Source organism: Mucilaginibacter sp. L3T2-6 (assembly GCF_030519355.1).
Taxonomy (GTDB): Bacteria; Bacteroidota; Bacteroidia; order Sphingobacteriales; family Sphingobacteriaceae; genus Mucilaginibacter.
The window spans coordinates 92,593-118,002 of the sequence record NZ_JAUMKC010000008.1; the positions used below are offsets into that span (position 1 = coordinate 92,593).

The following is a 25,410-nucleotide window of genomic DNA, read 5'->3' on the forward strand; positions in this document are numbered from 1 at the left end:
AATCTTAACTTTGTACTAATACGATAAATGAAACGAGCTGCAGGGATAATTTTCAGAACGGCGCTATTGGTAACGCTGGGTGTTGTTATTGGCGTTTTCATCAGCAACCGCAACCTGATGAATCAAAGCCTTGGCTTTTCGCTGGAGGAAAATGACAAAATATCCAAAGTTCTTAACCTGGTGCAGCAGAGATATGTAGATTCTATTAATGTTGACAGTATTGAGGGCGTTACCGTTAACAATATGCTGCAGCACCTCGACCCGCACTCAATTTACCTGCCCGAACAAAAAGCCACATCAATTAATGAGGGATTATCCGGCGGTTTTACAGGGATTGGCATTGAATACCAATTACTGCGCGACACCATGGTGATCACACAAATCTATCCCGGCGGACCTGCCGCGAAAGCTGGCCTGGTCTCTGGCGACAGGATCATAGATGTTGACGGCAAAAAGTTTTCGGGAACACACTTGACCGTAAAAAAGGTCAATACAATACTTCACGGCCAAAACAATTCGCCGATGGTGCTTGCGGTTAGTCCGCCTGGCTCTTACATCAAAAAATCGTTTACATTAAAACGCGGCCATGTGCCCAACAGCACTATAGATGCTGCTTACATGGCAGGCCCGATGGTAGGCTATATAAAAATCAGCAAATTTGGCCTTACTACAGATGCCGATTTCAGGGAGGCTATCGCAAAACTTAAGACCGAAGGATTACAAAAGCTGGTGCTCGATTTACGCGGAAACGGGGGCGGATACCTGAATACCGCTACTGCCCTCGCCGACGAATTTTTAACCAAAGGCAAATTGATAGTTTATACGCAGGGAGCACACGAAGAACGACGGGATTATTTTGCCACAGATTCAGGCTCGTTTCAGACTGGTAAAGTTGCCGTTATGATAGATGAGTATTCTGCTTCGGCCAGCGAGATATTAGCGGGAGCCCTGCAGGATTTAGACCGGGCGGTTATTGTTGGGCGGCGCTCATTTGGCAAAGGATTGGTGCAGCAGCAGTTTGCCTTCGGCGATGGTTCAGCCGTAAATTTAACTATCGCAAGGTATTACACACCATCGGGGCGGTCCATTCAAAAATCATATAAGGGCGGTATCGAAAGCTATCACAACGAAATAGCCGAGCGGATGCGCAAAGGCGAGTTATTTTCGGCCCAAAGCAATCTTAACGACAGCATCTTTAAAAAGCCATCGCCTTACCATACCGCCAGCGGCCGTAAAGTGTTCAGCGGCGGCGGTATTATGCCTGATGTTTTTGTACCCGCCGATACGACCGGTGAAACTTATCTTTTGGAAGACCTAAGCGACCAGCAGCTTTTCACCGCCTACACCATAGATACCTTACAACCTGTGTTGAATTCCTTCAGTTCGTCAGATGATTTTATAAAGAAGTATGAAGTAAGTGATGATGATTTCCGTAAGTTTATGCTTTATGCATCGCAGACTATAAAAGAAGTAAATCCGCAGGAAGCGCTGGACTCAAAATCAGCCATAAAAGCTATGCTGAAAGCATCGGCCGCCCGGTTTAAATGGGGCGATAATGCTTATTTTGAGGCTATGAACGTTGGCGACGAAACGCTATTAAAAGCAATACAAGCTGTTGACTAAGTCTTGAGTCATCGGGCTGAGGTCAGGATGTAAGGCCGTCGTAATAGTTGAAAATTCAGTTTCATCAACGTTAAAATACCTATGATTCAAACGCTATAAAGCCGGTATCGGCTTAATCACACCGTTATGCCAGGCTGATTATTTTTTTCGCTGTATTGAGCCCACTGGTCAGGGCCGCTTCTACCGTGCCCATGGCAGGCCCTTCGTATAAATATTCCCCTGCGAAGAAGATCGTGTTATCAACAGGCTCACTTAAAATTTTTCTTGCGCCCGCGGCGTCAACAGTATCATAGGCGTATGAGCCCCGTGTGAACGGGTCGGCGGTCCAGTTGGCTACCTCAAACGCAATCAGTTTATTTTTCAATTCATCCCGAGACAATTTAAAAATGTTTGCAATTGATTGCAGGCATAGCTGTAATATTTCCTCCGGCGGCGTATCTTTTTGTTTTGCGGCAGGTAATCCGCCAAGCCAGCCGGTTAAAACCGGACTTTGTTGCGGCGATTGTGTCCACCAGGTGGGGATAATTTCCCCGGATAATATAAAACCCATGTCCTTAAGGTTGGCGCCCACACGTTTTGCGGTTTCCCCATCTTCCCAAAATGGCGCACTAAATTCAAGCAGGATCTTTAATATGGAACCAAAACCCATTTGCTTTAAGGCACTGCTATAGCCAGGAATCGCGGGAGAAAAAGTAACCGCCCCCCGTTCATTTTTGTTGGCCTGCAAAACGCCCAGTGGCATTGCGGCCAGCAATTGGCTGGCTTCATAAAGCGCCCCGTCATCAGTCGCGACCCTTACATTACCGGGCTGCCATGATACCTCCTTCACCACGGCGTTCAGATATATCTTGGCTCCTGCCCGTCTGCTCATGTCTTCCAGGTGCTTAATCATTTTGCCGTACCCGCCTTTTACACGATGCTGCGCTTCAAAATCTTCGCCTTGCCATTCATCGCGCAAAGCGAATGAACTGGCTCTCGCCGGGTCGGCAGTGTCATAGCCAGATACAAAACCGATCACCGATGCCCGCAATTCATCAAATTCTCCCGTGGGAAATTCCCTGTCCAGGAAATCCTGAATGCTTATGTCTTTTTTAAGCCGGGCGAGTTTATCAACTACCTTATCCCAATCTTCAAAGCCGCTGTCTTCTGTAAATTTTCCATCACGGTAACGCATCATTTGTTCGACAGCGGACTGGTATTCGATATCAGCTTCTTTTAACAAATTCAGCGTTACCGGTAAATCGCCATGAATAAACTCGGCGCCAAGTTCAGCATTCTTAGAAAACAATTGATTATGCAGCGTATGGATGCGTCCGCCGCAGCGGTTACGGGCCTCCAATACAGCTACTTTCTTTCCTGCGCTGCTTAATACATGTGCAGCCATCAGGCCTGTTGCACCCGCACCTATGATGAGAATATCAGCTTTGCTCATTGAAATTTATAAGCAGATTTTGCGGGTATTGTTTAGATGATTTTGCAACCTGTCGGCTACGCTGCTCTACCCTTTCTAACCTTATCAGCCTTTATTTAACTCCGAGGCCAACCCATTGTTTGTCCAGATTCCAGCCTTCCACCAAAACGTTTGGCTGTACGCCACCGAGCTTTGCAACCGGCGCACTGACCGATACCGTGATACGCTCACGCGGAGCAAGGGTGAAGTAATTTGCGGTCCAGTAGCTTGGCATTACCTCTTCGCCGTTTTTCATCAATTGCGGCCGGACAAAAAAGGCAATTTTATCGGTATTATTAGCCAGCTGTATCGTCCATTTATGTTCGGAGGCGCCTTTTTCAGCTTTTAATACTTTTACATCAACCCGGGTTCGCGGCATGTTGTTCAGGTCGGTTAAATTGTTGTCCGGCGCCATCCAGTAAACATTATGCGATACGGTTTTACCCGCGGCATCCGTTAAGTTCAGCACCACAAAACTTACACCCCTTGCATCCTTTAATGCCTCCTTTAGCTGGATGACTTCCTGAGTACCTTCGTCGGCAAAACCGATATGATTAATGGTGAATGCGTTTAAACGTTTGCTGTCGATGTTATAGAGTTCGGCCTTAGCACTTAAAACCCCAGTAGCGTGGTGCATACGGTTTATTACTGCGGCGGTAGAATCGTTTTGGTTAAACTGGATATGTAATGGCTCTACTGCATTCTGCATAGCATAATAACCGGCGTTGGGCTCAAGGTACCAGTCGTATATCTGCCAAACAACGCTCGGGAGCGCAGCGTTCAGCTTCCACAGCATTACACCGCCGGTCTCTGTTAACTTATGCCCGGCCGCTTCAAAAATACCCTGGTATCCTACCGCGTTCATCAATTGCATTTTATCCGAAAAGTTCTCCATAGTTGACGGCTGCCCATATCGCTTCACCATCTCCTGGATATAGTTATCGTATTGTGCTGCCCCGGTTGCTGCGTCGTGGTAACCCCAGCTATCATTAAGCGGAAAGGGCAGTTTTGTGTCCCAAACCAGGTTGGGGATTGTTTTGGCAAGTGTTGTATAAGGAGGTTGAGATGGCAGGCCTGTTTCATCTTTGAACACCCAGTCGCCCCCAAAATCAGCCTTTTTGTAATAAACTTTAGGATCCTGCCAACTGTAAGGGCCGCCGCTGTAAACGCCGGAAGCCTGGTCATCTGGCCATGAGCCTTTCCATCCTGCCGGTAGTTTTGCAAAGCCCGATGAGCTTGGAATATATGGACGCGTGCCATCAAGGTTGATGATATTATCACGCATTACATCGTAAAGTTCCTTACGCGCATGCCCTTCGTTACCACCTGTCCAAACCAGCAGACTGGGGTGATTGCGAATGCGATATATAGTGCTTACCACATTTTTCACAAACACATTGCCTTCCAGCGGCCAATCAGGCGAACCCTTAAATTCGCCCTGTGTATCGCCGGTTATCCAAAAGTCCGACCACACCATCTCGCCATATTTATCAGCTGCATTCCAAAAGGCGTCTGGCGGCGTAACCCCGCCGCCCCAGATGCGTACCAGGTTTACGTTGGCATTACGGCAAAGATGCATCTCATAATCATAGCGTGCCGAGTCCCGGTTTAGCATCATATCAGGCACCCACGCGCCACCGTTAAGATGTACGCGTTTTCCGTTTACGTAAAACTCGCGGCGTAGAAATTTGCCGACCATAGTGGCCTTCGAGCTAACCGTACGTATACCGAACACAAATGAAGTGTCGTCAGCAAGTCCTTTGCCGTCCGTATACTGCAGACGTATGCGGTACAGGTTGGCGCGGCCGTAGCCATTAGGCCACCACAAATGCGGTTTGCTGATAGTAAGCTGCTTTACTTTTTCAGCGTCCAAATCAATAACCGACGTCCCGTTTGCAGCAATACTCACATTGTTAGTGAACTGTACAGGTAATCCGGTAAAGTTTTCAGGTTTAATAGTTACTATTAATTTTCCACTATTAGCGGCATTACTATGGTTGGACAAAGTTAAATTTAAAGACAGCTTTGCCACGCCTGTGTCGGGCAGCGCCGGTAAATTGGTAACGAGTTTGGGATGCCCGATTGTTACCGCCCCAGTTGTGCGCAGGTAAACCGGCTGCCATATACCCATATTGCGGTCGCGGACCGGAGGGATCCAGTCCCAACCAGCAGAGCACAACATAGTAACGTTTTTACCGATATCGCCCGTTGGGCCGCCATTTTCATAAAAAGGGCCCAGGGCTTTCAGTTGTTCTTTTGCAGGATAGCCAGGATAATCAAGCGGGTATATCTTAACGGCCAGCGCATTTTCGCCACCTGCGTTAATCGCGTTGGTTACATCAAGGTTATAATCTGCAAACATTCCGGCCACTTGTGTCGAGTCGGCTATCTGCTTGCCGTTAACCCATACCGACGCCCTGTAATTAATACCTTTAAATATCAGCTGGAAAACTTTTCCCTTGTCTGCTGCGTCAACTTTAAATGTGGTGCGGTACCAGTACGGTTTTTTCCACGGATTTGGCTCGCCAGGCAAGTGGCTGTACTGCTCAAGATTATATTCCTTGTTAAACTGATCTGACGCATCGGGAATAAGCATGTTATTCAGCCCCTGGTATGGGTCAGGATAAATATGATTTGCAACCAGTCCGGTCAATACCGTCGACGGCACTTTAACCGGCATCCAGTACACCGGCGATTTGTATTGCACTTTGGATAATGCAGCACCATCGGCTTTTATCACTGCAGAAGACTGCAAATCAAAATTGGTCAACTTAACCTGCTTTACACGGGTGTTTTGAGCGTGCAACAGCAAAGGGGTTAATGCGGCAGAAAGGCTAAGCGTTGCCAGGCAGATTATTTTTTTCATCTTCATTGGTTTAAGCCGGCATAACTGTGCATCAAGTAATTATGAGACTTTTGCCGGCAAAATTCACAGCGGTAAATCTAACTAACTTAGCGTATGGATAAATTGTACTAATTTATCTTTTTATTATATTATTTTGAATTGGCCGGGGCTTGCCTGGCTGATTTACCGGCCTCATTCTTCAAAACAATCAAAGGCATAAATTTATCCCAGTCCTGCTTAACGCCTTTTTGATTAATAAGCCCCCGTCCGGCTACTGAGAAATTGCCCAATGCGATATCGGGATAACCATCGTTGTTAATATCTGCAACTTCCATGGCTATCCAGCGCCCGTATTTATTCACGGGCACCTCGTGTGCTTTAAACTTAGCAGGGCCAGTTTGTTCAAGATAGGTAAAGCCCTGCTGCGGATGATCCAAAAAGTCAGGAAAATAAGAAATTGCGGCTATGTCAAGGTCGCCGTCATGGTCAAAATCCGCCGCAACCGCTTTAGATGCGCCATTCAAATGATAAAAGTAGCTTTGTTTAAACTTCCAGTCTCCCACATTGGTAAAAATGTAAATTCCATGGTATGGTTTTAATATGGGCGAGAGGTCGCTGTTATCGCCGCAGGTATACAAGATATCCAGCTTCCCATCATGGTTAAAATCGACTAATTGAAAACTGCTTGATCCGTAAACAGGCGGAAAATGAAGAATGTTCTTTTCGATGAAGCCGCCTTTTTTATTATTTAAAAACATCCAGATACCCTCATCTGCCTGTGCAAACAGGCACATTAAATCGGTAAAACCATCGTTGTTAAAATCGCCCGTCACCAAGCCTTCACTGCCTGGCATAGCTCTTATAACCGATTTCTTATAATTGTGATCAGCCTGTTGGGTAAACAGGTATAAATTACCCTGGTTATTGCCAAAGCCACAAGTTGCGTAGTCCAGCAGACCATCCTTATTAAAATCAGCCGTGACAGTTTGTACAGGCCGCGAAAGGTTTTCAGCGATTGGCATAGGCTTCTGACCTGCTTTATCGAGCGTAAGAGCAGTAATAGAGCCCTTTAACAAATCATTGGGATTTAAAATTCCGATACAGGTGACAACCGCCATATTCTTTCCCCCTGACTGATAAAAATTTGCGTGCACCGCCGGGGATGGCATTTTTGCAACGAGGGCCGGTTTAAGATCAGCATCCCAGCTGTAAACCTCGTTTTGCATATCACCGGTATACAGCCTTCCATCTGCCGGGTTATAGTTAAGCATCAAGGTGTTGGCCTCATTGCCTGACTTATTGCTAAGGCCAGCAGGCTTCTGCAGGCTGAATATCGACCAATCAATGCTGGCAGTATCAGCAGGGATTGGAAGTCGTTGCGGAGCGCTATTTTTATAAAATGCAACTATGGCTTCAAAATCCGTAACGGAGATTGCCGATTGTACTGTAACTCCGTATTTGGCATGAAAATTTTCGAGTTTTAGCCTGGTAGCCATGGCAGGCAACACCCTATCTTCCCACGTCTTTTTGTCCAATAATGAAGGCTTGGGGTATTGATGGCAGTTCGAGCAATATACAGGTGCAAGCGCTGCACCCCGGTCAACTTGTTTTTCTTTTTCGGTTCTTAGATCAACAACGCCGGAAAGCATTGAAATTGCTATAATGACAATAGCGAAGGCTAGTACACCTGGAAAAAGGTACTTTTTTACCGGGAGATGAAAGTTGCTCATCGATGTTAGACCAAATGTTTCCTACTATAAAAACCTTTCAAATAAACAGTTGCGTTTTAAAGCTCATATAATCTGTTTGCAGATCTTAAAACGGTACTCCTTTCTGTTCTGCTTTTTCATGAAGCCAGCAGCACCTTCAAGGGTATTATTATTTAATCTTAAAATACATACGACAATATAATTTAATAAGTTTTTCAATAAGACAACATTTTTAATGATAGCGAAATTTTTACAAAGTATCGCGAATGTTACCCAAGCCCTCTTTTTATACTAATCCACTGTAAATATTGATGTTATAACATCGATTGACTTTGATGTGGTAACGCCGCCGTTGTCCCCACCACTCCAATTCGTAAGGGCTTTAAATAGATTTATTATAGGGTTTATACAGGGCTCATTTAAAATGAAATGAAGGATTGTGACTGGATTTATAGATTATATGGGGCGTATTACTCCACTTAAAAATAACACCTTTTATAAACTAAAAACATAGTAATATCAAGATAATACCAACTATTGAATATAAATGGCCAGACATAAAATACTTAGATTTCTTATTTTTCTGATTCCATTACCGTTCTTACTCACTCAGTGCTTAACGGAATCAGCTCCCCCGCCTGATCCGCGCGGACAATTGTATGCAGGCCCGGCTTCATGTGTAAGCTGCCATAAAGATATTTATCAATCTTATCTCCATACTGCTCACTTTCTGGCATCAAGTGAGGCTTCTGATAGCCTTGTAAAAGGTAGTTTCAGAAAAGGGCTTAACGAGTTTGCCTTCACCCCTAATACTAAGGTTGTGATGACTAAAGCCGACAGTGGCTTGTATCAAACCAGCTATGTAAATGGTAAACCTGAACTAACACGCCGTTTCGACGTAATTTTTGGCGGCGTTAAAGGGCAGACTTATGCTTACTGGCTGGCAAATGAACTCTTCCAGCTGCCAATTTCATACGTCGCCAACAAACATAGCTGGATAAACAGCCCCGGATATGATTCTACCCGTGCAGTATTCGAACGTGCCGTAAATACGCGATGCCTTGATTGTCACATGTCATACGCCAAACAAGAGGCGCCTGAACTTCCGAATTTTTACTCCGGGGTAGAGGGGTTTGAGAAAAACTCACTTGTATTCGGTGTAGATTGCGAGCGCTGCCACGGGCCTGCAGCACAGCATGTTAAATTCCATACCGATAATCCAACCGAAAAAAAAGCGAAATTTATTGTACCGTTTAGTTCACTTAGCCGTGAGCAAAAGATCAATATGTGTGCCGTATGTCATTCTGGGTCGGGCAGCCCTATTATAAAACCTACTTTTGGCTTTAAACCGGGCGATACGTTATCGAAGTTTATAGCCGAAAACAGGACTTCAGCCCATATAAATTATAAATTTCTTGATGTACATGGCAATCAAAAAGCATTGCTCGAAAGCAGCAAATGCTTTATCAATTCAAACCTGGATTGCTCCACCTGCCATAATGCGCATGTTAATGACCGGGACAAGCTTACATTGTATGCATTAAAATGTATGACCTGCCACAGCAAGCGATCGCATACTTACTGCACCCTGACGGGCAAATTTACTGAAACTATGCTGACGAATAATTGCATATCATGCCATATGCCTGCCTTTCCTTCTCATACAATCGTAGCAGGCCAGCAAGGCGCATTAGTACACACCCATCATATTGGCGTGTACCCGGAAGAAACTCAAAAGATATTGGCGTATATAAAAGCCAAAAAGGCATATTGAACTTCGTGTCAATCTGCCTTCGACTAAACCGTGACTTTAAATAACAAGTAAGCTATCTTTTAAAATTGTTTTGCAGTAGTATAAATGGCGTATTTTTATCCCAGAATTGCTTCAACCCATTCTGAAAATTAAATCCGGTGGAGTAATTGGCCAATATAACATCAGGCCTGCCGTCATTATTGTAGTCGCCAACGTCCATATTCATCCAGCGGCCGTATTTGCTCACCGGTATATTATGCGGTTTAAAACTGAATGGCTTATCCTGCTCAAAATAAATGCAGCTCTCTGCGGGATTATTTTTTAAATCAGCAAAAAATGCCGAGGTCATAATGTCGAGCTTGCCATCGCCATTAAAGTCGGCGGTCACCAATTTCGTGCAGCCGTTAACCGGATAAAACCATTCCTGCTTAAAGTTCCAATTACCGGTATTGCGGTATACATAAAGGCCATGGTATGGCTTTAATATTCTTGATTCGTTGTAATTAAAACCACAAGTATAAACCAGGTCTGGATTACCGTCTTTATCCAAATCGGTGAGTGCAAAATCAGTTGAGCCATAGACCGGCTGAAAACGCAGTAATTGTCTTTCGGTGAAATTTCCATGCTGATCATTCAAAAACAATATAAGGCTTTCATCGCCCCTGCCGAATAGTACCATCAGGTCAGTCCACCCGTCATTATTAAAATCGCCCGTAACTTCCTTTACCGCACCTGGTTTGTTACTTACATTGATTGTTTGATAAGACTTGTCTTTGTTTTGGCGGAATAATGTCACTCCGCCTTTCAGATATCCTTGTCCCAAAACTATCCAGTCTACTAAACCATCCTTATTAAAATCGGCTTGTACAGCCTGTACCGCCCGCGGCACTTCGGACGCCAAAACACCAGGTGTAAGCTTATCTCCCTCGAATTTAAGGTTGATAACCTTACCATTCGGAAAATCAACCGGGTCAAGCTGCCCAATACAAGATATTGTCATACTGGTGCTTCCCTTCTCATCCTTAGCAAAGCTTGCATTTACGGCCGGTGATGGTAAATTTATCGATCTCTCAGGTTTTAAATCAGCGCCCCACTCCTGCAGCATATGCGAAACGCCGTCGGCCGTATAAATTTTATGATTAAATGGATCAATTGTGGCTAATGTAGTATAGGCAACATCTTTTACCGGCCCTGGTTTTTTTAATAAAAAGCCAGCCCAATCGTTCTGCGCCTCAATTGGCTTTTTTGCTTTAGGGAGCGAATCGGGAGCTACTTTCTGGTAGTAAGATTGAATGTTTTGCCACTCAAGCAAGGTCAATCCACTCGAGTCTCTCTTGTAATAGCCGTTCATGTAATAGGTTATCCCTACATATTTACTCATTAATGGCAGTGTATGAAATTTCCAGACATCCTTAGTCAGGGCATTCACCGGTACCAGGCTATGACATTTGGCGCAGTTTTGCTGCACCAGGTTTTTCCCGTCAACAATCGTATCGCCGGTCAAAACATACCTCGTGCCTGCCGGATGACCTTTACAGCCATCCAAAATTACACTGCACGTTACAGCAATAATTATTAAAAATGAAAATACTGTAAGAAAATATGCTTTACGCGTCATAGTAAACAAGTCAGTAATAACCTATCAATTAGTTAGTTTTAATTTATTCCAAATAAATTCGGCCATTTCCCTGCCCTGCTTTGCACCTAAAAGCGAGCTGTTCAGGTAGTGGATCCCTCCGTAGTAGCGGCTCATCGCCGTTTCCTGTGCAGCAAGATCAAATGACTTAAAATGACGCTGCATGCCTATATATCTTAAATCGCTTGTATCCTGAAAATCAAAGTTGTCTCCGAACAAATGAGTCAGCATCACTGCTGATGCGGCGCTGATAGTCGAGTGCCCGGCAGTATATTCAGGGAAAGGCGGCGTTTGCAGTAACGGCAGCCAGGTATGATCTATTTTTTCATTGATATTGGTAACCGGCCTGGCATAACTATATTTATATTTCACTTCCCAGCAGCAAATAAATGCGTCATAAAGTGCAATTGAAGTGAGCGCATATGCCTGTGCTGTTTTTATGCCGTCAGCATGTGTTTTTCTGCACGCAATTTCAGTGATGCCAATCCAATGCCCCCCGGGAGTGATTTTCTTATCAGCAAACATCAGGTGGCCATTGTGCTGTATCACAAAGGGATTATCATCCCAAAATTTTGCTATTTCAATTTGTTCTTTTGTTAAATTCTTGTTGGTATTATATACATCTGTATACTGTTTCACGTAGGCACTATTCTTGTCCTCGCTGTAGGGTGGCGGCGGCGGCGGCGAAAACTGAGAAGATGTATCCAAGGCGAACGACTTGATCTCGCCCCAGCAAAATTCAACGCCATCCATATAGTCTGGCGGTGTAGGGCGCCATCTTCCCGGGCCATTATCGCCAAGATATTTAGGCTTCCCCCTGGTTTGCGGATAGTTATCCGTCATTGATCTTTTTACCACAAATTTGCCGATTTGCTCGCCAAAAGCAACCGAGCGTGCAAATGTTGAATCATCGAGGTTGTCTTTATACATCGCATAAACCTTATCCTCGTACTTCTTCAGCGTATCAACGGAAAAAGTAATTTTATGGGCAACGGTAAAAAAGGCCTTGGTGGCAGCCAATGCGAAGTTATATTGCTTCCCTTTTTCAGGCGCAGGGGGCGTACCAAACCACTTGAGCTGACTGACTATTGAATTGTACTTGGGATCGGCATAACGCATCGCCTCATACGATGCCAATGCAGTATACCCATAAATTCGCGCGGCAACCGGAGGCGTAAACACATCATAAATAATTACAGTTGTTAGCTGATTTTCGTTATTGTGCAGCACATCAGCATCACTTAGCATCTTGATCTTATCCTGATGCTTACAGCCAGCAATAACGAATACGATGCTTGTAAAAGCGGCTAGTAATTTTAAGTATCTCATAATAATAAACAATAGTATTAATTCAGGGGAATATTTCTCGTGTGTCCAAAGCTATCAGTTACGCTTACCGATTGCATAGTCTGGTCAATATTAAAAAATCTGCCCGATTGCGACAAAAACGATGTACCATTATAAAACTCCATCTTTCCTGTTTTGCCGTTCTTATATCTTATCGTGGCAAACATATCAAGAGGTTTCAGGGCGACACTTTTAACATTACGTTTCAGTTCAAAAACCTTCATAGCGTCCCGGTTTTGGGTTGCTGCTATCATATAATTGCCCTTCGCTCCCCGTAGCTTAACCAAAGCCTTTCCATCGCCCGGAATGTATAAGCCGCTCTTTTGCAATGAAAGTGCCTTAAAACCGCCCCTTCCGTCGCCTTTCAATAAAAGCCCGTTAAATGCATCATATCTGCCGGTAGACACGTCGGTACCAAAATCATTCCCGCTTATTGCCACGTCAAGGTTGCCATCGCCATCAAAATCGTCAACCACTATCCCGTCGAGCTGAGACATTTGCGCTTCTATAGGTAATGGTGTTATTTTGAATTTTCCGTTGCCTTCGTTCTGGAGATAACAGGATTGCAGGATATTAGCTTTTAACCTTACTGCCCCCTCGCGCATTGCAGGGGTGATCACTGAGTCCATCGTTGCGGTAGCAAACGATTTATAATTCTGAAACTTTACGCGCATACTGATCATTTGTTTCACAATATCATCGCGTGTGTAGGCCGGAAATTCCTTTAGCTTTCCATCCTGATCTTTCAGAAAAACAGATGGGAAAGCATCATAACTGCCATTTTTATCAAAATCTTTGGCAGTAATATAAACCGGGTATTGCTCTGACGCCTTAAAAAAGGTGTTTAACCCTGTATTACCAACAATGTAGTCTGTTTTGCCATCATGATTAAAATCACCGGCAGCAATGGTATTCCACCAGCCAAGCTTATCGCTTATGCCTGTACCGGAGGTAACGTTTTTAAATACGCCGCGGTCATTTTTCAGAAAAGTTATCGGCATCCATTCTCCGGTAAGAATTAAATCCGGCCAGCCATCGTTATCAAAGTCCGAAAAGGTGGCATCGCATACCAAACCTATGTTTTTCAAATCTTTTGCTACAGTGGCGGTAACATCGGTAAACTTCACATGTCCATCCTTGCTGTCGTTGCGCAATATAATGCTCGAAACAGGCTTAGGATAACTCCATGGCTCTACCCTGCCCGATACAAATAAGTCAAGCCTGCCATCTTTATTAAAGTCGATAGCCTTTACACAAAGCTTGCTGGTTGTATTTGAAGGCAGCGCGTCTTCCTGTAATTTAAAATTACCTTTACCGTCATTTAAGTAAAGCCTGTCCTGGTAAAAAGCTGAATTGGGTGTCTTCTCGTAACCGCCGCTGGCAACGTAAAGATCCAGGTCGCCATCACCGTCGGCATCAAAAAGCAGCAATCCTTCGTCCTTAAATTGTTCTGTATTTACCGTTAAGCCCATACTTAAATTCGGCTGTGCCGAAACCTGTTTCTGTTCAGGTGCAAGCGGCCTTTGTACAAATTTGCCATTTGCCTGCTGCAATAGCAGCTGAGCCGGATATTTGGTAGTACCGCCCACAACCATATCGTCGAACCCGTTACCATCAACATCGCCAACGGCCACAGCCGGAGTATATTGAGACAGTTTATGTGGTAAAAGCTTCTGAATATTAAAGTCGGCAAGATCGTCCTCTTTGTGTCTGTAAGTAACCCCAACAGAACGTGTTACTTCTCGAAACAATGATTGGCTGTTTAACGTGGGTTCCTTAAAACTGTAATTTTCATGTGCATCAGCAATAGATACCGTTAATACTCTATCAGCTTTAACATGCTTCAACGTCTGTTTTTTGCCATTTTCCCATCTTATTACTACAGAGTCGAGCAATGAATCGCGGCCTAAGCCAAAATGTGCTATATTTTGAATGGTTGATAAATACCCCCTGAATGGTGTATTTTCATAAACCTGGTGTTTTCCTTTATCATAATAAATATCAGCCCAGGCGCCTATGCCGTTAATATTTTGCGGCCCGCCCTTAAACTGTATCTGCAGGTAATGGTTTCCTGCCTTATCTTTATCGCGCAAGGTATTTTTATAGACAAATGCCTCGTCGTCGATGTTGTTGATAACCATATCCATATCGCCATCGCCATCAAGATCAGCGTATGCAGCGCCGTTTGAAAATGACGGCTCGGTTAACCCCCAATTTTTGCTTACATCAGCAAACTCAAGGTTTCCGCCGTTTTTGAAGGCATAATTCGGAATTTTAACAATTGGTATTTGGTCGAGAATTTGCTTTTTACTGGCAATTAAATATGCCTCCGCCCTAAACGTAGTAAAATCGTGATCAGTTACATCGCGGGGATAACCATTAGTTATCACAATATCGCGGTATCCATCGTTATCAAAATCGGTAATTAAAGGGCACCAGCTCCAATCAGTTTGGGCTGTGCCGCTTAAAAAAGAAGTTTCGCTGAAAGCGGGGGCGCCTACAGAGTCATTCTGACCCGGCCTTGGCCCCTGGTTAATTTGTAATGTATTACGGTTATACTGGTATTGATAGCCATAATAATCAAAGTTTTGGTATAACTGGTAAGTGTTTGAACTCATGAACATTTTGCGCCGGTAATTGTCTTCCGGGCTCATATCCAGCTCAAAAACATCCGCCAGGCCATCATTATTAATGTCCTCTATATCCTGCCCCATTGCACTATTGGCGGTGTGCTTAAAGTATTCTCTTGTCCTATCGGTAAAAGTACCGTCGTGATTGTTAATGTAAAGAATGTTATTGCTTAAAAAATCGTTGGTCACATAAATATCCTTCCAGCCGTCGCGGTTTATATCTGCAATACTTGCTGCATGACCATAGCCTTCTATAAGTATACCCGCCTGTTTGGAAACATTATGATAAACACCATGCTTTAAAACCGGGTCCCAATCATTCCGGTATAACCTGCCTGTACTTCTCCTGGATCCGTCAGTACTTATTGGCCTGAAACTACTCGTATTTTCGTTGGGAGCGGCTTCGTTTACCGTAAGGTACATATCCAGGTCGCCGTCGTTATCATAATCAAAAAACGAGGCCATGGTTGAGTGCACATTTATATCCAGGCCATATTCTTTTCCCATCTCTTTAAAATGAGGTATTCCCTGTTTATCTATTCCCTGGTTTACATATAACAGGTTACGCCTTTTAACAGAATCATTCAGCAACGTATAGCACACGTAAATATCCAACAAACCATCATTGTTGATATCAACTACAGCAACACCCCTGCCCCAGCCGCTGGAACCTTCTGCGCCTGCTTCTTTGGTGACATCCTGAAATTTTAGTTCGCCTTTATTCAGATAGAGCTTATTTGAAACAGCATTGCCTACAAAGTACAGGTCAGGTCTCCCATCGTTGTTAAAATCGCCTATCCCAACCCCACCACCGTTGTAAATATTTAACTTATCCAGTGGATTGATCGTGTCATTTTCAATTATAGTATTTGCGAAAGTCACGCCGGAATAAGAGGAGGGTATTTTTTCAAATAAAGTATCTTTATGCTTACATGAAAAAAGGAATACAGGAATGCAAAAAAGAATAATAAAACGCAGCAATCTCATAGTTTTAAATCACGCTAATGTATAAAATAAAAAAGAGGCGAAGATATCATCCTCACCTCTTTTTTATTAAAATTTCAGGATCAATTGTAACCGGCGTTTTGTTTAATTGCGCCGTTGGTTAAGTTGATTTGTGAAATCGGAACAGGGAACACTTCGCTCTTTCCTTGTACAAAGTGAGCACTATTCAATAATGCTGAAGGGAAGTTTGGCACATGAATTTCATGGTTAAGATAGCTATTTAAAACATTAGCCATAAAACCTGCACCCATAGGGCCACCGAAACGGCCATCCCAACGCTGAAGGTCGAAGAAACGGTGTCCTTCCATACCAAGCTCAATCCTGCGCTCAAACTGAACCGCCTTGCGTGCGAAGTCTTTACCCTGCAATGCAAAACTCATTGTGGGATTCTGTTTGCCGCCGTGGGCTGCTGCCGCATAAGTGCCATAGTAACCAACTTTGTAGTTAGCAGCAGGCACATCGGTAAAGCCACCAAGCGGTTTAGAGTCATCCTTGTAAGTATGTACCCAGCCGGTTGGGTCCGCAGCACGATCCCTTACCATATTAACATAATTCTGTGCTTTATCCAGGCTACCTATTTCAATTTCACACTCAGCTGCCCACAAAAGCACATCAGCAAAGCGGATAGCGTTGTAACCGTTAGCAACAGACTGGTTTGGAGCCCAACCTTCGTATGTTTCGCTGGTTGATGCCTGAGCAGCCTGGTAGTAAGTATTTTTGATAGGAACGTACGGACCACCGTCTGTTTGGTCACGGGCCCAAGATGCACCCGGCATTACACCCCAATCCAGGTAAGGAATACCACGACGACCTACAGACCAGTCTAAACGAGGGTCAAGTGTGCCGGTATAAGGTGTAAATGGCTTATCAGCAGCTATGTTCTGGTCATTTTTGATGTCACTGTCATTGTAGGTATCTAACAATGGCAAGCCAGTTGTTGCATCAACCTTAAATGCGTTAGCAAAGCTAAATGATGGCTGGAAGAAACCGCAGCAAGTAGCAGGACCGGCTGAAGGGAAGTTCAAGGTACCGCCCGAAGATCCGTTATCGCCGTTTGAACCGTCATGTACAGAAGCCTGGATAACAAAAACGCCTTCAGAGTTATTTTTTGTTTGAGCGTTAAAGTTGTCAGCATAATGAACCAAGGCATATTTAGCGCCGCTTGACGTAACGCCGTTAGCAATCAGGTCATTCAATGCAGCCAGCGCCTTGTCATACTTATGGTCGAACATATACGCCTTGGCTAAAAATGCTTCAGCAGCGTATTTGTTTACACGGCCTTTTTCAGCTTGTGTAGCAGGCAGGTCCGCCATTGCTGCTGTCAAATCAGCCTCAATCTTGTCCCACACCTGGGTTGGGTTACCTATATTGTAGTTACCGTTGTCATAGGTGATGGTTTCATCAGCATATGGTACATACTGCCATAATTTAGCAAGGTCAAACTCATAAAATGCGCGCAGAAATTTGGCTTCTGCCGTTACTTCTTTTGCATAAGCAGCAGATACTGAACCGTCTTTTACCAGCGGCAGCTCGCGCAATACATCATTGGCGCGCTGAACGCCGTTAAACATTACGCGCCATTTCGGATCAAGGTAACCGTTGCCCGATGTAGCGATGTATGCTTCGATTTTACCGGCATCAGCCTGGTCATCAGGGGTAGAGCCTTTATGCGCATCATCGGCTGCAACACTGCCATAAATCCAGTTGTCGGTACCGGTCATCCAGGTGTTTCCGGGCTGACCTCCGTAGGTGCCATCCAATAAGGAGTACGCACCGATTAACAATCCGTCAACGCCGGCCTTATTGGCCAGGATGATGGTGTTCAATGATCCCGTAGGTGTTCTGTTAAGGTAATCCTTGCACGAATAGCTGAGTGCAAGTACCGCCATAGCACCGGGGACGATTAGTTTGCTATTAAATTTTTTCATAACTATATTATTTTGTCTTAGTCATTAAAATGATAAGTTAACACCAAAAATGTATTTCTTCTCGTTGTTTGGATATGCACCTATGTCGGTACCCAAACCGTTGCTTCCTACAGCTGGTAATTCCGGATCGAGCCCTTTGTATTTAGTAGCTGTGAACAAGTTAATGCCTTGAGCATAAATGCGCAGCTTATCAACGCCGATAGATTTAAGCAGATTTGCTTTAAATGTATAGCCGAGTGATAATGAACGCATTTTAAGGAATGAGCCGCCAGATACATACCACGAGTTGATGGTGCTGCTGGTACCGAATCCACCTATCGCGGCTGCTTTTGGAGTTGCTGCATTAGGGTTGCTTGGGGTCCATGAGTTAAATAACAGGTCGTTGCTCTTGTTGCCCGCAAATGTATCACCAAAATCTACCCAATATTTGGTATAGTTGTATATTTTGGCGCCATAAGAACCGTACAATACTGTTGACAGATCGAAGCCTTTCCAGGTTGCACTTAAGTTAATACCATAAGTGAATTTAGGGTTCGGGTTACCGATAAATGTACGGTCGGCATCAGTTATTACACCGTCGCCATTAACATCACGGTATTTAAAGTCACCCAATGATTCACCACCATTATTCAAACCGTTTTGATAAACTGCACCGGCCTGGCCTGTTTTAGCAGCCGCATTGGCATTAGCAGCGTCAATTTCTGCCTGGGTATTCCAGTAACCATCAACCTGGTAGCCGAAAAACTCTCCGATCGGGTGACCAACCTGGTTTTTTACCAGCGCGTCCTGACGCTGATAGTTAGAATAGAAATAGTCGTTCTTTACGTCGTTAGAGATCTTGTCGATATTACTGTGGTAAGTAGTAATGTTTGCGCCTGCGTTAAAGCTCACTTCGCTGCTTAGCTTTCCATGGTAATTTGCCGATATCTCAATACCTCTATTGGAAACCTGGCCTACGTTAACTACCGGTGGATTAGCACCCCCTACTGTTGCAGGCAAAGTAACAGCGTACAGCAAATCTTTACTGATCTTATTAAACCATTCTACTGACACATCCAAATGATTGAACAATGATGCATCTAAACCTACGTTGGCTATCGCGTCAGATTCCCAGCTTGTTTTCCTGTTACCGATCTGCGAGGCATAGAAACCACCGGTTGCGGAGTTGATACCGCCGCCTATCGCATAAGAGGCCGGGCCTATACCTGACCTGAATGCTGAATAGGGGTTGCCATCACCAATATTACCGTCATAACCTAATTCACCATAGCTTCCGCGAAGTTTCAAGTCATTGATCCATGACACGCCTTTTAAGAAATCTTCCTGAGAAAGGCGCCATGCTAACGACACTGATGGGAATGTACCCCACTGCCTGCCAGGATAGAAACGTGAAGCACCGTCTCGGCGGATAGTTGCAGCTAAGATATAGCGGTCATTGAATATGTAATCTAAACGGCCGAAGAATGACAACTGTGAATAACGTGGGCCCGGGCCGCCGCTTGCAAGTATTGAAGAAGCAGTACCATTACCAATGCTCACATAAGCAGGATCAAGTGAAAACAGGTTGTTAACAGAAGCGCTTACATTTTGTGAAAGCTCATCTTTCGCCTCAAAGCCTGCGAATGCCTTTATGTTGTGCTTACCGAATACCTGGCTGTACTGAACAGTGTTGGTCCAGTTATAAGCGCTGCCATAACCTGCGCCAGTATTATAACCGTTTGCCCCGGCATGACCTTCACCAGACCAGTAAGGGTTAAGCACAGTGTTATTATAATAGTAGTTATAAATAGTGGTACCTACCTGCGTTTTAGCAGTAAAATGTTTCAGGAAGTCAACTTCGGCATAAGTAGATCCAACTATGTTCCAGGTGCGGCTTAAATCAAGGCCGTTTTGATATTGCGTTGCTACGGGGTTGTTACCGTTACCCAATTGGGTTAAACCGTCGTAAGTACCACCGAAGTTACCTTTAATATCATACACTGGTATCTGAGGTTCCATGCGGTAGCTGTATGATATCGCATTACCTTCACCCTGGTTACCGCCCGGGATATTTCCGCTACCCTGAGGACTTTCGTCAAAATAAACGTTTAATGTTTCACCTACCCGTATCGAGTTGCTTAATGAGAAGTTGGTATTTATACGGGCCTGATACTTTTTGTAGAAAGTATTAATCAGCGTACCCTGTTGATTCAAATACCCTAAAGAGAAATAGTAATTATTCTTCTCATTAGCGCCGCTAGCAGATACCGTGTGCGACTGAACAGGTGCATTTTTGAACAAAGCATGGAACCAATCGGTACCCTGGCCTTTAACAAATTTTTGAATCAGGTAGTCGTTACCCGGGTTGTTAGGATCCAGGTTATATTTAGCCGGATCTACAGCAGGATCGCCTTCATTAGCCTGTCCTTTTGCACCCGGGCCCTGGTAACCATAATCGTAAAAATGGCCTCCGTTGTCTTTAATTAAAAGGTTGTCCGGTTGGATCTGACGCAATAAGGCTTCAAAATTATCAGCGGTTAACACGTTGAACGGATTGCCTCCCAGTGCGATCTGATCACCGTAATAAGCGTCATAAGTAAACCTGGTTTTGCCCTGTTTACCTTTTTTAGTGGTAATAACCACCACACCGTTACCACCCGCAACACCGTAGATAGCCGCAGAACCTGCATCCTTTAACACGTTGATTGACTCAATGTCGTTCGGGTTCAAGTCGCCCATGCCACTGCGCTGTACACCGTCGATTACATATAAGGGACTCGAATTGTCGAAGTTACTTATACCACGAATATAAACGTTAGCGCCGGCGCCAGGAGCACCCTGCTCAACAACGGTAACACCAGCTGCCTGACCCTGCAGTAACGACTCTGCGTTGGTAGTTGGCACAACCTTAGCCGCAGCCACGTCTACCGTTGCTACCGCACCGGAGATGTCTTTTTTGCGCTGGGTTTGGTAACCTGTAACAATTACCTCGTTCAGCGTGTTGCTGGCCGGAGTTAAAGTGATTGTAAGATACTGATCGTTCTGAACAGTAACTTCTTTTGTTTGATAGGTAAGATAACTTACAACAAGTACGTTACCCGGACTCAGGTTAAGGCTAAATTCGCCGTTAACGTCCGTAACAGCGCCGGTATTGGTGCCTTTAATCCTTACGGATGCACCAACCACAGGTTGCTTGTCATCGCTGCCGATAACCTTACCTGTGTGTTTTGTTTGCGCTGTAACTACCAATGAAGAAATCATGCAGCATAGCAGCAGACACAATGTTCTTCCCCTTAGGAGTAAACTTTTAAACATGAGATTGAGATTTAGTTGATTAATTTATTTGATTTAAGATCGTTGTTCTGATTGGGTATATAATATTATGAAGGGGCCGGTAATTTACCCGGCGCCAAAAAGGCCCGGCGCACCCATTTACGGGAGGGTCCGCTTTCTGTGAGATTGAGAAAATGGGAAAAATGTAAAAGTTTTATCATCTAAAGTATATTAATAAACATACCATGTTATTGATACTTAATTTATCTGCCACAAAAAGGGCACTAATTCAATAAATGTTATAATTCTATCAGGTCTTGTATAATTTTTTGTTGGCGCAAAAAATTACATTGGCATTGATACTAATGTAAACAGAGTGTATTGTTTACACAAGTAAGAAAATAAGATTTATAAATTAATTATTCGGGAGCATATATTTATAAAATATCAATACTAAAAAATCAAATTTTATAAATTTTCAATAATTAAGTCACTATTTTATTATCAAAATAACAATGTAACATTCCGGTTATATTAGTGTTTAATTTGGTTGTGATTCTTTTTTATCACTGTGAAGCGCTTAAAACCCCACAATCCCGGCAATTTTAGCCATAACATAAGCCTGGATTAGCACCTTAATTTAACACTGGCCTGATGTTAAAAAAATATCACTTTATGGTAAAAATGTCACTTTTACACTTAATTTACAGGTTTTTAAAGATTTGGGGAGACACATTTCGCGGGACCGGAAACATCAAAATCAGGCGTTGAGCCGGGCCATAAAAAAGGCATCCTATAGTTACATAGAACGCCCTTTTATAATGAATTTTTAACTTATTTTACTTTTTAAGCCATTGAAGAGAGGCTGATTGCACATCGCTGGAGTTAGTACCGATTTGCACGATAAACTGACCGGGTTCCCAATCATAAACCAGCTTTTCATTATAAAATTTCAGATCATTAGTAGTAATATTAAATGATACTACTTTGCTCTCGCCGGGCTGCAGGTATATCTTCTTAAAGTTCTTCAATTCCTTTACCGAACGGCTGATGCTTGCTACCGGGTCTGCTATATATAACTGTACCACTTCTTCCCCGGCATACTTCCCGGTATTGGTTACCGTTACCGAAGCTTTTACCGTTGTATTACCAACGGGGTTAGTTTTATCCAGCTGCACGGCGCTGTAACTAAACGTAGTGTAACTTAAACCGTAACCGAATGGATACAACGGATCGTTTGAGATATCAAGGTAATCCGACTTAAATTTTGCGCCGCCTTTCCCGTCGAACGGACGCCCGGTATTTTTATGTGCGTAATATAAAGGTATTTGCCCAACACTGCGGGGGAAGGTTGCAGTAATTTTGCCTCCGGGATTGTAGTTTCCAAATAACACATCAGCGATAGCATTTCCGGCTTCAGTCCCCGGCGCCCAGGCATCAAGTATTGCAGCGGCGTGTTTGTCTTCCCAGGTTAAAGTAAGCGGACGGCCATTAAATAATACAATAACCAAAGGCTTTCCTGTTGCCGACAAGGCCTTCAATAAATTTTTCTGACTTTCGGGGATGTCAATATCTGCACGGCTTGACGATTCGCCCGACATATTAGCGGACTCCCCTACTACCGCGACAACAACGTCAGCTTTTTTTGCAGTTTCAACAGCTTCGTCAATCATCTCTTGCGGCGTACGCTTGTCTTTTGCTTCAGGAGCAGTTAGTGCGAACGCCCGGGCGCTAAGCAGCGAATCATCAGTAATATTTGAGCCACGGGCATAAAGTACTTTTACATCATTGCCTGCTATATTCTTAATACCCTCTGCAACGCTTACCGATTTATTGGGGTCGCCAGCAATTACCCAGGTACCCAGCATTTCGGAATGATTATCAGCCAGCGGACCAACCAAAGCTATGGTGCCTGATTTTTTAAGGGGCAATGTTTCATTGCTGTTTTTTAAAAGTACAAAGGAATGCTCAGCAATCTTCCTGGCAAACTTGCGGGTTTCATCATTAAACACATCCTGTTTTTCGCGGTCCGGGTTTATCGATTTATAGGCATTATTAAATAGGCCCAGTTTATATTTTGCCTCCAGCACGCGGCGGCAAGCCATGTCAATTTCCTGCTGAGTTATCTTTCCTTCTTTCAGCGATTTTTTTAAAGTGGTTAAAAAACCTTCGCCTACCATATCCATATCCAGTCCGGCTTTTAGCGCCAAAGCTGCTACTGTTTGCAGGTCGCCCAGGCCGTGGTTGGTAACTTCATTAAGCGCAGTATAATCAGATACAACAAAACCTTTAAAGCCCCATTGCTTCCGGAGCAGGTCGGTCAGCAGCCATTTATTAACGGTAGCAGGTATGCCGTTAATCGTATTAAACGAGCTCATAAAGCTACCTGCACCCGCATCAATTGCAGCTTTGTAGGGCGGCAGGTAATCCTGGTACATTTTAATCAGGCTCATATCAACGGTATTGTATTCCCGGCCTGCTTCTGCACCTCCGTACAAAGCAAAGTGTTTAACACAGGCCATAACGGCATCTGCATCGCTCATGCTTTTTCCCTGGTAGCCACGTACCATTGCTTTTGCTACCTGTGATCCGTACCAGGGGTCTTCGCCCGAGCCTTCCGAAATGCGGCCCCAGCGTGGGTCGCGGGCGATATCAACCATTGGCGAGAACACCCAGTTTAAGCCTTCGGCGGTGGCTTCCTTAGCAGCCGTCCTCGCTGATTGCTCAATCAGTCCCATATCCCAGGTTGCTGATACACCCAATGGAATAGGGAATATGGTGCGGTGGCCGTGAATAACATCGAGGCCAAATATTAAAGGTATATGCAGGCGCGAATTCTTTACGGCCACGTCCTGGAATCGTTTTATGCTTTCGGTGCCCCAGGTTCCAAATAATCCGCCAATCTCTCCTTTCTTCAATTTTTCTTCGATGCCCTTGCTCATGGTGGTACCCGTCGCCACATTACCTGTTACGACAAGGTTAAGCTGACCGATTTTTTCATCAACCGTCATTTTGCTCATCAGCTTAGTAACAAAAGGCTCCATGCCAAGGGTTACCGAACCACCCATGCCATCTTTTGATTGTGCCGACGCTTGTTGCAAAGGCGCAGCGATGGCAAAAAGAACCGCAGCCGCAAATGCGGTTTTTAGCGAAAGATATTTATTCATTATCACGAATTATAAATTTTAATATGAGTGCACCAGCTACCGGTATCTATAAGATTATCAGTGCCATTACCCGAAATTCTATCTTAACAAAATATAATTGGCTTACACTATAAATCGATAGTGTATTATTGACACAAGAGTAATATTATAATTTTAATAATCAAAGTATTTTTGTAGAATAGCGCAAATGTTAACCGAAAAAGAGCTTAAGGAATACAGTGATAACGCACGCGCAAGCTATTTGCCCCACATATCAATAGATTGTGTGGTATTCGGCTTTCACGAAGGAATGCTCAAAGTATTGCTGCTGCACATGAAAAATGAAAACGGCTGGTATCTGCCGGGCGGCTTTGTGCTGAAAGATGAACCTATTGAATTATCTGCCAACCGTATATTAAAGGAACGCACGGGCCTTGATGAAATATTTTTGCAGCAGTTCCATGTATTTGGCGACCCGCAGCGCTCAAAAGACCATTTTGAGATGTATAAGGATATGCTGCCCCGGGCCGAAAATTGGTTTACTGACAGGTTTCTGACTATCGGTTACTACGCCCTGGTGGACTTTTGCGACGCTATCCCGCAGCCCGATATTTTTTCGGCAGACTGCATCTGGCGCGACCTGGATGATTTACCAGAATTAAAGCTCGATCACGCTCTTATCCTTAAAACGGCGCTGGACACTTTGAGACTACAGCTTAACTATCAGCCTATCGGCTATAACCTTATGCCCAAAGAGTTCACCATGCCCGAACTGCAAAAACTTTACGAAACCATACTGGATAAAAAGCTCGACCGCCGGAATTTTCAGCGGCGAATGCTGGGCTTTGGCATATTAAAACGATCGGAAAAACCGCGTAAGGGTGGCGCCCATAAGGCGCCGTATTTATATTCGTTTGATTTAGAAAATTACCAGGCCGCATTGACTGAAGGGTTTAAAGGCGGATGGTAATTTTATCAGAATTCAGGTTTCAGTTACGGGATTTGTATATGCCGGTGCGATAGACCCCGATGTTAGCCTATGTTTTTTGTGGATATTATGCCCTTAAACCGGCTATAGATCCAGGA

At 44.1% G+C, this 25,410-nt stretch carries 12 protein-coding genes; 3 read left to right on the plus strand and 9 right to left on the minus strand.

The window, feature by feature from the left end:
* Nucleotides 1–27: 27 nt before the first annotated feature.
* Nucleotides 28–1,623, plus strand: coding sequence for a S41 family peptidase (locus tag Q3W13_RS11035; RefSeq protein WP_302863736.1), 1,596 nt, complete (start codon nucleotides 28–30; stop codon nucleotides 1,621–1,623).
* A 124-nt stretch (nucleotides 1,624–1,747) separates the two neighbouring features.
* On the opposite strand, the gene Q3W13_RS11040 is transcribed toward Q3W13_RS11035, so the two are convergent.
* From Q3W13_RS11040 to Q3W13_RS11050, 3 genes are all read right to left on the minus strand, one after another.
* Complete coding sequence (locus Q3W13_RS11040) at nucleotides 1,748–3,055, minus strand: NAD(P)/FAD-dependent oxidoreductase (RefSeq protein WP_302863737.1); 1,308 nt, start codon at nucleotides 3,053–3,055, stop codon at nucleotides 1,748–1,750.
* A 91-nt stretch (nucleotides 3,056–3,146) separates the two neighbouring features.
* Entirely contained in the window at nucleotides 3,147–5,939 is a 2,793-nt protein-coding gene (locus Q3W13_RS11045) for a sugar-binding domain-containing protein (protein WP_302863738.1), read from the minus strand.
* 128 nt (nucleotides 5,940–6,067) lie between these two features.
* Nucleotides 6,068–7,648 (minus strand): VCBS repeat-containing protein, encoded by a 1,581-nt coding sequence (locus tag Q3W13_RS11050; protein ID WP_302863739.1) that lies wholly within the window; start codon nucleotides 7,646–7,648, stop codon nucleotides 6,068–6,070.
* Nucleotides 7,649–8,450: 802 nt separating this feature from the next.
* On the opposite strand from Q3W13_RS11050, the gene Q3W13_RS11055 reads away from it, so the two are divergent.
* Nucleotides 8,451–9,401: a multiheme c-type cytochrome gene (locus Q3W13_RS11055; protein ID WP_302863741.1), complete on the plus strand. Its 951-nt coding sequence runs from the start codon at nucleotides 8,451–8,453 to the stop codon at nucleotides 9,399–9,401.
* 52 nt (nucleotides 9,402–9,453) lie between these two features.
* Here the strand turns inward: Q3W13_RS11055 and Q3W13_RS11060 are convergent, their stop codons facing one another.
* The 6 genes from Q3W13_RS11060 to bglX all read right to left on the minus strand — a co-directional run bounded on the left by Q3W13_RS11060 (nucleotide 9,454) and on the right by bglX (nucleotide 24,345).
* The gene (locus Q3W13_RS11060; RefSeq protein WP_302863743.1) at nucleotides 9,454–10,998 is read right to left on the minus strand and encodes a VCBS repeat-containing protein; all 1,545 of its coding nucleotides are present in this window, start codon (nucleotides 10,996–10,998) and stop codon (nucleotides 9,454–9,456) included.
* A gap of 24 nt (nucleotides 10,999–11,022) precedes the next feature.
* A complete protein-coding gene (locus Q3W13_RS11065) occupies nucleotides 11,023–12,345 on the minus strand; it encodes a vanadium-dependent haloperoxidase (protein ID WP_302863745.1) in 1,323 nt (440 codons plus the stop codon).
* A 17-nt stretch (nucleotides 12,346–12,362) separates the two neighbouring features.
* Nucleotides 12,363–15,980: a VCBS repeat-containing protein gene (locus Q3W13_RS11070; RefSeq protein WP_302863746.1), complete on the minus strand. Its 3,618-nt coding sequence runs from the start codon at nucleotides 15,978–15,980 to the stop codon at nucleotides 12,363–12,365.
* 80 nt (nucleotides 15,981–16,060) lie between these two features.
* Nucleotides 16,061–17,926 carry a RagB/SusD family nutrient uptake outer membrane protein gene (locus Q3W13_RS11075; protein WP_302863748.1) on the minus strand — a complete coding sequence of 622 codons (1,866 nt, stop codon included), beginning with the start codon at nucleotides 17,924–17,926 and terminating at the stop codon, nucleotides 16,061–16,063.
* Nucleotides 17,927–17,950: 24 nt separating this feature from the next.
* Nucleotides 17,951–21,166, minus strand: a complete 3,216-nt coding sequence (locus Q3W13_RS11080; RefSeq protein WP_302863749.1) for a TonB-dependent receptor — start codon at nucleotides 21,164–21,166, stop codon at nucleotides 17,951–17,953.
* An 851-nt stretch (nucleotides 21,167–22,017) separates the two neighbouring features.
* On the minus strand, nucleotides 22,018–24,345 hold the full coding sequence (gene bglX, locus Q3W13_RS11085; protein ID WP_302863751.1) for a beta-glucosidase BglX: 2,328 nt from the start codon (nucleotides 24,343–24,345) through the stop codon (nucleotides 22,018–22,020).
* 187 nt (nucleotides 24,346–24,532) lie between these two features.
* Here bglX and Q3W13_RS11090 point away from each other — a divergent pair, with 187 nt between their 5' ends.
* Nucleotides 24,533–25,294, plus strand: coding sequence for an NUDIX domain-containing protein (locus Q3W13_RS11090; protein ID WP_302863752.1), 762 nt, complete (start codon nucleotides 24,533–24,535; stop codon nucleotides 25,292–25,294).
* Nucleotides 25,295–25,410: the final 116 nt, after the last annotated feature.

What these genes read in the sequence shown, in the direction of transcription:
- Q3W13_RS11050 (WP_302863739.1), bottom strand. Translation starts at nt 7,648, where the DNA reads ATGAGCAACTTTCATCTCCCGGTAAAAAAGTACCTTTTTCCAGGTGTA.
- Q3W13_RS11065 (WP_302863745.1), bottom strand. Translation starts at nt 12,345, where the DNA reads ATGAGATACTTAAAATTACTAGCCGCTTTTACAAGCATCGTATTCGTT.
- Q3W13_RS11080 (WP_302863749.1), bottom strand. Translation starts at nt 21,166, where the DNA reads ATGATTTCTTCATTGGTAGTTACAGCGCAAACAAAACACACAGGTAAG.
- Q3W13_RS11055 (WP_302863741.1), top strand. Translation starts at nt 8,451, where the DNA reads ATGACTAAAGCCGACAGTGGCTTGTATCAAACCAGCTATGTAAATGGT.
- Q3W13_RS11090 (WP_302863752.1), top strand. Translation starts at nt 24,533, where the DNA reads ATGTTAACCGAAAAAGAGCTTAAGGAATACAGTGATAACGCACGCGCA.
- Q3W13_RS11040 (WP_302863737.1), bottom strand. Translation starts at nt 3,055, where the DNA reads ATGAGCAAAGCTGATATTCTCATCATAGGTGCGGGTGCAACAGGCCTG.
- bglX (WP_302863751.1), bottom strand. Translation starts at nt 24,345, where the DNA reads ATGAATAAATATCTTTCGCTAAAAACCGCATTTGCGGCTGCGGTTCTT.
- Q3W13_RS11075 (WP_302863748.1), bottom strand. Translation starts at nt 17,926, where the DNA reads ATGAAAAAATTTAATAGCAAACTAATCGTCCCCGGTGCTATGGCGGTA.
- Q3W13_RS11045 (WP_302863738.1), bottom strand. Translation starts at nt 5,939, where the DNA reads ATGAAAAAAATAATCTGCCTGGCAACGCTTAGCCTTTCTGCCGCATTA.
- Q3W13_RS11035 (WP_302863736.1), top strand. Translation starts at nt 28, where the DNA reads ATGAAACGAGCTGCAGGGATAATTTTCAGAACGGCGCTATTGGTAACG.
- Q3W13_RS11060 (WP_302863743.1), bottom strand. Translation starts at nt 10,998, where the DNA reads ATGACGCGTAAAGCATATTTTCTTACAGTATTTTCATTTTTAATAATT.
- Q3W13_RS11070 (WP_302863746.1), bottom strand. Translation starts at nt 15,980, where the DNA reads ATGAGATTGCTGCGTTTTATTATTCTTTTTTGCATTCCTGTATTCCTT.